Origin of the sequence: Ruminococcus sp. AF17-12, assembly GCF_003479245.1 — a bacterium.
In the GTDB taxonomy this organism is placed as follows: Bacteria; Bacillota; Clostridia; order Lachnospirales; family Lachnospiraceae; genus Blautia_A; species Blautia_A fusiformis.
Map to the genome: position 1 here is coordinate 81,561 of NZ_QUGY01000012.1, position 12,253 is coordinate 93,813.

Below are 12,253 nucleotides of genomic sequence, written 5' to 3' on the forward strand. Positions count from 1 at the left end.
CCTGTCTTATACAATACCATATGGGCATGGAAATTACAACGAAAACGTGGTCAGGGCGTAAATATCCTCTCTCCTGTGCTTCAGAAGCGGCAGCTGCTCCCGGACTTTTTTTACCTCGTCCAGATCCAGTTCCACTATCTCCACGTCCGGCTTTTCTTCCATTTCCATGAGGACTTTTCCCCAGGGGTCTGCGGCAATGGAGTGACCCCAGGAATGATACCCGGCGTTCAGGTCTCTGGCTGGTGCAGCTCCGATGGTGTATACCTGGTTATCCACGGCTCTCTGGCGGAACATCAGCTCCCAGTGAAGGGGCCCTGTTGTCATGTTAAAAGCAGCCGGCACGATGATTACCTGGGCGCCTTCGTCCACCATCAGCCTGGCAAGCTCCGGAAAACGGAAGTCGTAGCAGATGCAAAGGCCCATCTTACCAAATTCTGTATCAAAAACCGTCACCTGGTCTCCCGGTGTCAGGGTATCGGATTCTTTAAAATACTGACCGCCTTTTACATCAATGTCAAAAAGATGCATCTTCCGGTGCTTACCGATCTGATGACCATTTCTGTCAAAAACATAGGAAGTGTTATAAATATTGCCGGCTTCATCTCTCTCCGGCATACTTCCGGCTACGAGATAAATTCCGTGTTCTGCCGCCAGCCTGGAGCATTTTTCCCAGGTATCTCCGCCCTCAATTTCGGCATATTCCGGAAAGTATTTATTTTCGTAGGGGCAGCAGAACATTTCGGGCAGGACTGCCAGATCGATCCCCTGAAGCTCCGGGCTGGCAAGAAGTTCTGCTGCCTGGGTGATATTGCGAAATTTATCAGTATATACATGTGTCTGGAGAATTGCAGTTTTTATAATTGCCATATTATCATATCCCTTCTCTTACAGCGAAAATTAAGTATCTGCCATATTGGCGCAGGATGACTTTCTCATATGCAGGGCGAGGGAATGAAGCGTATCGGTGGCTACGGCGATTGACGACAACGCAGCATATGAAAAATCAGACAAGTCTATATGACGGTTATTTAATATTCGCTGTACTCTGTTCCTGTGTAACAGAAATTCCAGAAAAAATAGCCCCACCGCATCATCCGGGTGAGACTATTTTTATCTTCCTTCTCAGATCTTGGCAGCCTTACGTCCGCAGCACTGTTTGTATTTCTTGCCGCTTCCGCATGGGCACGGATCATTCGGGTATACTTTATCTTCTTTTCGCTGAACCGGTTTCTTCGGGCCTGCGCTGTCATCTTTGTTTGTGCCGGTTACCTTAGCAACCTGCTCACGCTCGATCTTCTGCTCCACATGAACATGATACAGCATACGTACAGTGTCTTCCTGAATGGAGCTGATCATGCTGTTAAACATCTCGAATGCGTTCATCTTGTACTCAACAACCGGATCTCTCTGGCCGTATGCCATCAGACCGATACCCTGACGGAGCATTTCCATATCATCGATGTGATCCATCCATTTGCTGTCGATGCATTTCAGAAGGACAACTCGCTCAAGCTCACGAAGCTGTTCCGGTTCCGGGAACTCAGCCTCCTTCGCTTCATAAAGCTTCACAGCCTCTTCCTTCACAATATGCTTGATCTCATCTTTCTTATGGCCTTTTACCTTCTCTGCGGTCAGCGGGTGGATCGGGATGATCGGAGTGATCGCAGTGTTGAACTCATTAAGATCCCACTCAGAAGAATCCATGTCATCGGAGAAGCACATGTCTGTCATGCTGTCTACGATATCTGTGATCATCTTGTAGATGGCATCACGCATATTCTCACCGTCAAGTACCTGGCGGCGCTCCTCATAGATGATCTCTCTCTGCTCATTGTTAACCTGGTCATAGTCGAGAAGGTTTTTACGGATACCGAAGTTGTTGAACTCGATCTTCTCCTGGGCTTTCTCGATGGCATTGGAAAGCATCTTGTGCTCGATCTGCTCATTCTCCTCAACACCAAGGGATGTGAACACCTTCATCAGTCTCTCGGAACCAAACAGACGCATCAGGTCATCCTCAAGGGAAATGTAGAAACGGGATTCACCCGGATCTCCCTGTCGTCCGGAACGTCCACGGAGCTGGTTATCGATACGTCTTGACTCATGACGCTCGGTACCGATGATCTTCAGACCGCCGGCCTCTCTTGCCACATCGTCAAGCTTGATATCGGTACCACGGCCTGCCATGTTGGTCGCGATGGTAACGGCATCTGCCTGTCCTGCCTGAGCTACGATCTCAGCCTCAAGCTCATGGAACTTGGCATTCAATACATTGTGGGGGATTCCCTCTCTCTTCAGCATTCTGCTGAGAAGCTCGGAAGTCTCGATGGTGATCGTACCAACCAATACCGGCTGATGTTTTGCGTGAGCTTCCTTAACTGCCTCTACAACGGCGTTGAATTTCTCTTTCTTTGTCATGTAAACAGCATCGTCAAGGTCTTTACGCTGTACTACACGGTTGGTCGGGATCTCTACAACGTCCATGCCGTAGATATCACGGAACTCTTTTTCTTCGGTAAGGGCTGTACCTGTCATACCGCCTTTTTTGTCATATTTGTTGAAAAAGTTCTGGAAGGTAATGGTTGCGAGAGTCTTGCTCTCTCTCTTAACCTTCACATGCTCTTTCGCCTCGATCGCCTGATGAAGACCATCGGAGTAACGACGGCCCGGCATGATACGTCCGGTAAACTCATCAACGATCAGGATCTCGTCATCTTTTACAACATAATCCTGATCCTTGTGCATCAGATTATGTGCACGAAGTGCAAGGATGATGTTGTGCTGGATCTCCAGGTTTTCCGGATCTGCCAGGTTCTCGATATTAAAGAATTTCTCAACCTTCTTGATACCCTGCTCGGTAAGGTTGACGATCTTATCTTTCTCATTTACAACGAAGTCACCGGTCTCGATAACCTCCTCACCCATGATGGCTGCCATCTTGGTCATCTCATGGCTGGCCTCACCACGCTCCAGCTGCTGTGCAAGGATATCGCACACCTCATAAAGCTTGGTGGACTTGCCGCTCTGTCCGGAAATGATCAGAGGTGTACGTGCCTCATCGATCAGGACAGAGTCGATCTCATCGATGATACAGTAGTGAAGATCTCTCTGAACAAGCTGTTCTTTATAGATGACCATATTGTCACGAAGATAATCAAATCCAAGTTCGTTGTTTGTTACGTATGTGATGTCACATCCGTATGCCGCACGACGCTCTTCCGGCTTCATGTCGTTAAGTACCACGCCTACAGTCAGGCCAAGGAACTCGTGAACCTTACCCATCCACTCAGCATCTCGTTTTGCCAGGTAGTCGTTGACGGTTACGATGTGGACACCTTTTCCCTCAAGGGCATTCAGATATGCAGGAAGTGTGGAAACAAGAGTTTTACCTTCACCTGTTTTCATCTCGGCGATACGGCCCTGGTGAAGGATGATACCACCGATGATCTGTACACGGTAATGCTCCATTCCAAGTACACGCTTGGCTGCCTCACGTACGGTGGCAAATGCCTCCGGAAGAAGATCATCCAGTGTTGCACCTTCTGCAAGACGTTTCTTATATTCTCTTGTCTTGTCTCGTAACTGCTCATCCGTAAGCTGCTGCATCTGAGACTGATAGCTCTCGGTTTTTTCAACCAGCGGCATGATACGTTTTACCTCACGCTGGCTGCGGGTTCCAAATACTTTTGAAAAAACATTCATGTTTCTGCTCCAATCATTTTATTCGAATAAGACTGCTGTCTCTGATCTGTCCAATTTTGGATCATTCCAGTTCTCTGTTGATATCCGTTATACTGGATCACATATGGTATATATTCTACCACTTTCCTGTTATAAAAACAATGAACAATTATTTAACAAATCATGTCAGGAACAACAGAAAATATCCCGCATAGGATCCTGTTTTCGAGGATCCCGCGGGATATTACAGATCTTATTTCCTTACTTTTGCATTTTTCACACTGCTCCAGGCACCGTAATATGTCTTTCCGCTCACTTTTTTGTATGCACGGATACGAACATAATAAGTGCTTCCCTTTTTCAAACCGGAAAGTGTTCGGGTCAGTGCACTGGTGGACACTGTTCTGGCCCCTCTCATGGACCTTGAGGCCGCATACTGGATCTGATAGCCGGAAGCGCCAGCTGCTTTTTTCCAGCGGACAGTCAGCTTCCCGGAAGCCTTGCTGGACGGTTTGTACTGCACCGGAGCTGTCAGACGGACGATCCGGCTGCCGTTTTTGTTATAAGCACTTAAAGCAGAGCCCTTGTATGCGCGGACTGTATAGGTATACATGGTTCCTGCTTTTACTGATCCGTCTGTATAGACCAGCGTATTGCTTCCGCTTACGGTAGCGATATTGACCCACTTGCTGCTGTTTCCGGCCCTTCGATAGATCTTGTAGCCGGAAGCATTTGCAGCTCTTTTCCATTTGAAGACGATGCCGGCAGGACTGTTGGAAGTGCCGGATAACCCGGGCGTGGTAAGCTTTACCGTTGTAAGGGACGCGGAACGGAACTGGTATACGGCTGACTGTACTTCATCAGTCTTTTTCCATTCAGCTTTCTGATAAACATACTTCTGGAAAAAGATATACATGTTATAAGTTGCGGCTTTGTTTATTCCTTTGGCAGATCCGATCCGCCATGTAGTATTCTTCCTGTTATCGGTTGGATTTGGTGAAGTACTCCAGTAAACCGGCACCCACTTCACATCTCCGGGCCCGGGATTTGTATTCGTAGTTCCCGCACCGGTCACGGTAAAATTATAATATTTATTCGGAGTAAATTTCAACGGAGAATCCAGCCCTCTGACGACACTTTCTCTGACATCCGGTATAGAAGGTGTATAGGTCGGTGTCGGCGTTACACCGTAATCCGGAGGTGCAGATGTAAGTGTAGGTTCAGGTGTCGATGTCACATTGTAAGCTGGACGAATCCCTCTGGAATTCAGTCTTAACTTTTTCAGTCCGCTAGTTCTGCCATCCGTGCCCAGTACCTTAAGATACAGATCAAATTCTTTCTCTATATCCAGATTCTTAAGATATATCACAAAGCTTCTGTTTGCGGTAACCACCACACGAGAGCTACCCATATCAAGCTTCGGAACAACAGATGTTCCGTCCTTTTTTCTCGCTACAGCTTTGTAGTAGCAGGCTCCGTTTGCATCAACTTTAAGTGTCACATTTACAGAACTGCGGCTTACCCATTTTTCTCCGGTCCATTTTACGTTTATTTTTGGCACCGGTGTTGGTGTCACTGTCAGTTCAGGATCCGCTGTCGGTGGCACTGTCGGTTCCGGACCCGCTGTCGGTGGCACTGTCAGCTCCGGAGCTGACGCTGACATAGCTTCTGCGTTTTCTTCTTCCATACTGTCTCCTGCTTCTTCAGGTATCAGTTCTGTCAATAATACTTCCGGATCATCCTCACTGGAGATTTCTTCTGAAACTCCTTCCTCAGCTCCGCCGAAAGCATCCTCGCTGTTCTCCGCGTTTTCCACATCTTCCATGGTTGCATCGGAAGAGTTATCCACCATTTCCTCAGAAATATCCTCACTGTCTTCTGTAGGCTGCTCAGTATCTCCCACAGGCTCTGTAGTTTCCTCTGCGGAAAACAGCTCCTGGCTGTCCGCAGTATTTTCTGTGATTTCTGCATCACCGCTGCCAAACTCTGCAGCCATACCGGTTGCCGGAAGCACCGTCACACAAAGCGCGGCACTTAAAAAAAGTGCCAGAACTTTTTTCTTCATTTACCTTCCTCCTTTTCTCCGTGAGTTACATATTTGTTATGTCAAGGAGATATTCGCACTCCACACAGTATTATTTTTCAGAAAGTGGGGCTGACTGAAACTTGTACTGTACAGACTGTATCTTATCCGTAGACTGCCATTTGGAATCCTTGCAGGTATATTTGCGGAAGAAAACATACAGATTAAAAGTTCCCTCCTGGTCGATTCCTTCCTTGGAACCGATCTTCCAGGTGCTTCGGATCCGGTTGGAATTCGGATTCGCAGATGTGCTCCAGTAAACAGGCACCCACTTAATGTCTCCGTTTTCCGGATCCTCATTATCGGTACCGGCACCGATAACCTTAAAATCATAAAATGTATCCGGGTAGAATTCCAGAGGAGAATCCAGCCCCTCTACCGTACTGTCCTCTGCCTTTGGTTTGGATGCTTTATGTTTTTTCTCAGAATCTGTTTTTTTCGCCGGGCGGCTGTCCTGATCCAGCTCCATCCGCTTCAGATCACTTAATTTCCCATTCTCATCCTCAATCTGGATATACAGATCAACTGCCTGGTCTGTATCCAGGTCTGCAAGTGTGATCCCGAACTCTTCATCCTCACTGATCAAAACCTCATCATTCACGGTATTTCCGGTCTCGATCTGAGGCACCTGGGGATTTCCGTCTTCCCCCCGCTCTGCCCATTTATAATAGCAGACGCCGTTAACGGCTGACGTAAGCGTTATCTCTGCCTGGGAATAGCTGTCCCATTTAAATCCTGTCCATTGTATTTCTGACTTTTGGGAATCCTTTGTATTGTTTTCTCCGGAACTCAGTTCCAGGTCCTCCACAGTCTGTTCTTTTATGGTGTCACCACTGTTAAATTCCGCTGCCATACAGGTAGCCGGTATCATGGTCATACCAAGAGCTACACTTAAGATCACCACAGGAAGCTTCTTTTTCCATTCTCCTTTCGCATATGTCTTCATTATATAATTCTCCCCTATTGCTTGCAACAGAAAAGAAGCCTGATTTTGCTGTGACATAAAAGGCTCCGGAAACCTGCCGATTTCTCACACAGATTCCCGGAGCCTTCCATTCAATATTCAGTTGTGATAATAAAATCCCCTATCAGAACTCTGGTTCGATCAGTCCGTAAGTATTTCCTTTACGTTTATAAACTACGTTAACCTGCTCTGTCTCAGCATTAAAGAATACAAAGAAATTATGTCCGAGAAGCTCCATCTGTACGCATGCATCTTCCGGATACATTGGTTTGATCCCGAATTTCTTGGTACGGATGATCTTAACTTCCTCATCCTCTTCATAATCCTTATCAAGGTATGCCTTCTGGAAGTTTGTGGATTCCTGCTGCTTGTCAACGATCTTGTTCTTGTATTTACGAAGCTGACGCTCAATTACCTCTTCAACCAGATCGATGGATACATACATATCATTGCTTACCTGCTCGGAACGGATAATGTTACCTTTCACAGGGATCGTTACCTCGATCTTCTGGCGATCCTTCTCAACGCTTAAGGTTACTGAAATCTCAGTTTCAGGAGTGAAATACCTTTCAAGTTTACCAAGCTTGTCCTCAACAGCTGTTTTAAGTCCTTCGGTTACTGCTATATTCTTTCCACTAATAATAAATTTCATGACTTCCATCCCCTTTGCTGTTTTATGTTGCTATTATAACATATTAAATTGAATTTTAACATCACTTTTCAAAAATTTCATAAATTTTTTCCAAATTTATTCGATATATTCCTTCAAAATGTTTTTTTTGTCGTGAATGCGCAACTATTAGAGTATTTCATCTAATTAATTCATTACAAATGTATATCTGCACACCAGTGCCAGAAGATTGATGGGACAAAAGCATCTGCTTCACTATTTGTATATACTATTTCATTTTAGCCAGAGCTTCAAAGGGTATACTTCCGCCAAAAATATCCAAAGCACTGCCAACAGTCACATCCAGTCTGCCCTGACCTGCTTTTCGAAGCTCTTCAATATCTGCCATAGAACCCACACCGCCTGCATAGGTCACCGGATGGGCTGTATACTGTCCCAGAAGCTTTGCAAGCTCTGTTTCCACACCTCGGGCCTTTCCTTCCACATCCACTGCATGGACCAGAAATTCGTCGCAGAAGCTTCCAAGCCTTTCCATCAGCTCCGGTGTCACGATCTCTTCTGTAAATTTCTGCCATCGGTCTGTGACAATATAATATTTGCCATCTTTTTTGCGGCAGCTCAGGTCAAGTACAAGATGTTCTTTCCCTGCAGCATCACGGATCTTCTCCAGATTTTCCCAGGAGATCACTCCGTTTTTAAACACATAGGAGGTTACGATCACGTGGCTGGCGCCAGCCTCCAGATATTCTGCCGCATTCTCCGGGCAGATGCCGCCTCCGATCTGAAGCCCTCCGGGATATTTTCCCAGAGCCTGAAGTGCCTGGGCTTTCGTTGCTTCATAGTTCGGGGAATCCTTTCCGTTCAGAAGGATCACATGACCGCCCTTTAATCCTGCCTTCTTATAAAGCTCTGCATAGAATGCCGCATCCTGCTCTGACACAAAATTTTCTGCCGCCTGATCCCCCTGATCCTTCAGGCTTCCTCCTACGATCTGTTTTACCTTTCCGTTATGTATATCAATGCATGGTCTGAATTTCATAATCCTGTCCTCCATTTTCTTTCCATGCACTGATAATAGCATCTGAAACAGTTTTATGCAATGCTGTGGTAAAATATCTGTTATCTTCCTTCTACCGCATTTCCCACTGCGTTTCCGATATCATCCACTGCATTACCTACGCCGTCGCCAAGGTCCTTTACACTGTCACCCAGCTCACCGGATACAGTTCCGTCATTTTCGTTTCTGTCAGCATCCGCAGCTCCGGGTGCTGCTGTCCCGTTATTTCCATTTCCTGCAGGCGTCACGGTAATATTTCCATCGGACATCTCATTGTTATCCGTGCCGGAATCCTTAATGCTCTCTCCATTGTCCTTCACACCGTCATTGTCTGCTTTTTCTTCCATAGTTTCATCTTCTGCGGCAGTATTTTCGTTTGTATCTTTTTCCTTATCCTTCGTGTTTTTATCTTTTTCATCCACTGTTTCATCCGCATTGTTTACCTCTGTGCCGCAGGCTGTAAATGTACACAGAGACAGGGTAAGCAAAGTACCAAAAAGAATCGCCTTCCATTTTTTCATATGATCTTCTCCTTTTTCTAAAAAATTCTGTATTCCTAATATGGCACTTTTTCCGCTATCCTATTCTGGGAAAAATTTCAAAAACCGCAATTTCATCAAAAAAAGACGGGGTCCGATCTTACACGAACCCCGTCTGTATTACCTGTATTTTATTCTGTTGCGGCTCAATCTGTCAGAATCAGCCGATCACGTCACTCATATCATAACGTCCTGCCGGTTTGCCGGCAAGGAATTTGGCTGCTTCTACAGCACCTTTTCCAAAAATAGCCTTGGAATATGCAGTATGCTTGAACTCGATCACTTCGTCCTGACCTGCAAAAATTATCTCATGCTCACCTACGATAGTTCCACCGCGAACTGCGGAGATACCGATCTCCTTATCATCGCGTTTTTCACGTTTCTGGCTGCGGTCATATACATAATGATACTGATTATCCATAGCTTCATTAATGCTGTCTGCCAGCGCAAGTGCAGTACCACTTGGTGCGTCTAATTTCAGGCGGTGATGCTTCTCTACGATCTCCATATCAAAGCCTGCAGCTGCAAGAACCTTAGCTGCGTCCTGAACCAGCTTCAGAAGTGTGTTGATACCAAGAGACATGTTTGCGGATTTCAGCACTGCTACCTTTCGGGATGTTTCTTCCACTTTTGCAAGCTGCTCCTGGCTTAAACCGGTACTGCATAGAACAACCGGGATCTGGCGTGCCGCGCTGTACTCAAGAAGCTTGTCTGTTGCCTTTGCGGAAGAAAAATCAATGATCGCATCTGCCTCTACCTGACATGCGTCAATATCGGTAAATACCGGATAGCTGTTTTTTCCCTGATCTGCAATATCAATACCTGCTACGATCTCAGCATCCGGATCTTTCTCCACAATGCCGCTGATGACCTGGCCCATATGTCCGTTGCAGCCGTGCATGATGATTTTTACCATAGTATATTCTCCTTTACCTTTCGCTTACAGTCAGATCATTTAGCAAGCTTAAGGCCGAATTTCTCGATCTCTTTTGCAAGAGCTGCCTTTGTGTCCTCTTCCATCTCGCAGAGCGGCATACGAAGCGGCCCTACGTTCATTCCCATAAGGTTCATAGCTGTCTTAACAGGAATCGGGTTTACTTCGCTGAACAGCGCATTGATCAGCGGAAGAGCTTTCAGCTGATCCTCTGTTGCTCCCTTGGTGTCGCCGTCGAAATATTTCATGACCATGTCATGTGTAAACTTCGGTGCAACGTTGGAAAGTACGGAAATAACTCCAAGTCCGCCAAGAGAAAGAATCGGAAGTACCTGATCATCATTTCCGGAGTAAAGCTCAAGCTGTCCGTCTGCCAGAGACATCATCTTGGCGATCTGGGAAAGATCTCCTGTTGCTTCCTTGATTCCGACAATGTTCTTTACATTCTTTGCAAGGTAAGCTGCTGTAGCCGGCTGGATGTTGCAGCCTGTACGGCTCGGTACGTTGTACATGATGAGCGGAGTTTCCGGAACTGCATTGGCAATTGCTGTGTAATGAGCGATAAGACCCTTCTGTGTAGCCTTGTTATAGTAAGGTGTTACAATAAGAAGAGCGTCTGCGCCATAGGAAGCTGCTTCCTTGGACATCATGATCGCTGTCTCTGTACAATTGGAACCTGTTCCTGCGATAACAGGCACACGTTTGTTAACTTTATCAATTGTGAACTTAATTGTCTGAAGATGCTCTCCGTGTGTCAGAGTAGAAGATTCTCCTGTTGTTCCACAGATAACGATGGCGTCTGTGCTGTTCGCGATCTGATCCTCAAGGATCTCCTCAAGTTTCTCAAAATTCACCTTACCGTCTTCATGCATAGGTGTTACGATTGCAACGCCTGTTCCTTTAAAAATTGCCATTTGTCTTCCTCCTTCTTTCTTCTGTGAAATATTGCTTATTCCCGTTCCTGGTCAGTCAGCTCTGTTGTTATCGTGGTAATACTGTCCACATAGGGCTTCAAAGCATCCGGAAGCCAGCGTCCGGTCATAATTATATGCATACTTTCATCCTTCTGCTTAAGCATATCGATGATCGTCTCAACTGGAGCGATTCCTTTATCCATAAGCCCGAGGATCTCATCCAGCAGCAGAAAATCACACTCTCTGGTAGCAATTACCTTCCGTGCGAAATTAAGGCCATTGAGAATATTGGTTCTCTCTTCTGCCTTTTCCTGCTCACTCAGGTCATTATAGCAGGTGTCCATTTTTTCGAAACGGAAAATCTTGAAATCAAAATTATCCAGTTCCTCAAGGAAATCCAGTTCTCTGCGTTCCCTGCCCTTGAGGAACTGTATGATGATCACACTTTTTCCCTGTGTAGCAAAGCGCAGCCCCCGGCCTACAGCCAGAGTTGTCTTTCCTTTCCCGTTCCCGCAATAAACCTCTGTTATTTCTCTTTCCATGATTTTTCCTCTTACTGTTAGTGAAACCGGTAATTCCCCATTTTTCTGATTTTTTTAATATTACCGCAGATTGGCTGGAAATGCAAGTGTTACCTTAATGTTCTCACCACTATTCCAAAATATATTCAATGTTACTCAACATATTCCAATTTACTCACCGAAACTTCATAGGCAATCCTTTTTTCTGTTTCGTTTTCACTAATCCGTTTCATGTACTCCCTGCTCTGGATCCTGCCCCAGATCAGTACATGCCCGCCTACTTCAAAAGCAGAAGCATATCTGGCATTTCTTCCCCAGCATATACATGGTATGTAATCGGATTTTCCGTAAGGTCGATTGACTGCCATCAGAAGATCTGCGATCTCTCTTCCCAACGGTGTTTTTCTGTATACAGGCGGTTTACAGATATATCCGTCCAGAAAGATCTGATTGACCGGCACAGTTTCTTCTTCCTCCCCCACAAACTTCACTTCCCGGGCAAAGACTGAAAGCACAAGCCGGTTTCTCTTTTCTTCATGACGGTTATAGGATCGGAACTGTCCGTGGATCTCGATATATTCTCCCACATAATCCTGTGTGATATCGATCAGCCGCTCAGACACCATCACCGGGATCCTGTCCTCCGAATCGCTGAGACGTTTTACCAGGATATCCATCATGTAAAATCCTTCTCCAAAGACCTGATGGCTGAAAGTAAACCCCGTAGCGATCCGTCCCATAACGGATACCTGATTGTTTTCAATAATTTTATCTGCCATAATAAGTAGCTCTCCTTCCTCTTCGTGTATTTCGTCTATATCAATCTATGTGTATTTGCGGTATAATATGCCTGAAAAATGAAAAACCAAAAATATTTTTTTATGTCTTGTAATCTCACAAAAATGTGATAGACTATAAATTTGGACATC

The 12,253-nt window shown here is 45.7% G+C and carries 11 protein-coding genes; all 11 read right to left on the reverse strand.

Annotated features, from left to right (window positions below):
* Positions 1-33 precede the first annotated feature (33 nt).
* The gene (locus DWW77_RS13275; protein WP_118608875.1) at positions 34-867 is read right to left on the reverse strand and encodes a carbon-nitrogen hydrolase family protein; all 834 of its coding nucleotides are present in this window, start codon (positions 865-867) and stop codon (positions 34-36) included.
* Between the two features lie 255 nt (positions 868-1,122).
* Positions 1,123-3,702, reverse strand: a complete 2,580-nt coding sequence (gene secA, locus DWW77_RS13280) for a preprotein translocase subunit SecA (protein ID WP_021652694.1) — start codon at positions 3,700-3,702, stop codon at positions 1,123-1,125.
* 232 nt (positions 3,703-3,934) lie between these two features.
* Positions 3,935-5,746, reverse strand: a complete 1,812-nt coding sequence (locus tag DWW77_RS13285) for a fibronectin type III domain-containing protein (RefSeq protein ID WP_118608876.1) — start codon at positions 5,744-5,746, stop codon at positions 3,935-3,937.
* 70 nt (positions 5,747-5,816) lie between these two features.
* A complete protein-coding gene (locus DWW77_RS13290) occupies positions 5,817-6,710 on the reverse strand; it encodes a hypothetical protein (RefSeq protein ID WP_118608877.1) in 894 nt (297 codons plus the stop codon).
* Positions 6,711-6,852: 142 nt separating this feature from the next.
* Entirely contained in the window at positions 6,853-7,380 is a 528-nt protein-coding gene (hpf, locus tag DWW77_RS13295) for a ribosome hibernation-promoting factor, HPF/YfiA family (protein ID WP_015526242.1), read from the reverse strand.
* A gap of 247 nt (positions 7,381-7,627) precedes the next feature.
* Positions 7,628-8,398: a phosphoribosylformimino-5-aminoimidazole carboxamide ribotide isomerase gene (gene hisA, locus DWW77_RS13300; protein ID WP_015526243.1), complete on the reverse strand. Its 771-nt coding sequence runs from the start codon at positions 8,396-8,398 to the stop codon at positions 7,628-7,630.
* A gap of 80 nt (positions 8,399-8,478) precedes the next feature.
* Positions 8,479-8,937, reverse strand: a complete 459-nt coding sequence (locus tag DWW77_RS13305; protein WP_021652687.1) for a hypothetical protein — start codon at positions 8,935-8,937, stop codon at positions 8,479-8,481.
* Positions 8,938-9,115: 178 nt separating this feature from the next.
* Positions 9,116-9,871, reverse strand: a complete 756-nt coding sequence (gene dapB / locus DWW77_RS13310; RefSeq protein WP_015526245.1) for a 4-hydroxy-tetrahydrodipicolinate reductase — start codon at positions 9,869-9,871, stop codon at positions 9,116-9,118.
* A gap of 35 nt (positions 9,872-9,906) precedes the next feature.
* A complete protein-coding gene (gene dapA, locus DWW77_RS13315; RefSeq protein ID WP_015526246.1) occupies positions 9,907-10,803 on the reverse strand; it encodes a 4-hydroxy-tetrahydrodipicolinate synthase in 897 nt (298 codons plus the stop codon).
* Between the two features lie 35 nt (positions 10,804-10,838).
* Positions 10,839-11,345, reverse strand: a complete 507-nt coding sequence (locus tag DWW77_RS13320) for a cob(I)yrinic acid a,c-diamide adenosyltransferase (RefSeq protein ID WP_015526247.1) — start codon at positions 11,343-11,345, stop codon at positions 10,839-10,841.
* 131 nt (positions 11,346-11,476) lie between these two features.
* Positions 11,477-12,103, reverse strand: coding sequence for a single-stranded DNA-binding protein (locus DWW77_RS13325; RefSeq protein WP_015526248.1), 627 nt, complete (start codon positions 12,101-12,103; stop codon positions 11,477-11,479).
* Positions 12,104-12,253 lie beyond the last annotated feature (150 nt).

Coding starts and splice junctions, on each gene's coding strand:
- DWW77_RS13290 (WP_118608877.1), bottom strand. CDS start 6,710: ATGAAGACATATGCGAAAGGAGAATGGAAAAAGAAGCTTCCTGTGGTG.
- DWW77_RS13320 (WP_015526247.1), bottom strand. CDS start 11,345: ATGGAAAGAGAAATAACAGAGGTTTATTGCGGGAACGGGAAAGGAAAG.
- dapA (WP_015526246.1), bottom strand. CDS start 10,803: ATGGCAATTTTTAAAGGAACAGGCGTTGCAATCGTAACACCTATGCAT.
- dapB (WP_015526245.1), bottom strand. CDS start 9,871: ATGGTAAAAATCATCATGCACGGCTGCAACGGACATATGGGCCAGGTC.
- DWW77_RS13305 (WP_021652687.1), bottom strand. CDS start 8,937: ATGAAAAAATGGAAGGCGATTCTTTTTGGTACTTTGCTTACCCTGTCT.
- DWW77_RS13285 (WP_118608876.1), bottom strand. CDS start 5,746: ATGAAGAAAAAAGTTCTGGCACTTTTTTTAAGTGCCGCGCTTTGTGTG.
- DWW77_RS13325 (WP_015526248.1), bottom strand. CDS start 12,103: ATGGCAGATAAAATTATTGAAAACAATCAGGTATCCGTTATGGGACGG.
- DWW77_RS13275 (WP_118608875.1), bottom strand. CDS start 867: ATGGCAATTATAAAAACTGCAATTCTCCAGACACATGTATATACTGAT.
- hpf (WP_015526242.1), bottom strand. CDS start 7,380: ATGAAATTTATTATTAGTGGAAAGAATATAGCAGTAACCGAAGGACTT.
- hisA (WP_015526243.1), bottom strand. CDS start 8,398: ATGAAATTCAGACCATGCATTGATATACATAACGGAAAGGTAAAACAG.
- secA (WP_021652694.1), bottom strand. CDS start 3,702: ATGAATGTTTTTTCAAAAGTATTTGGAACCCGCAGCCAGCGTGAGGTA.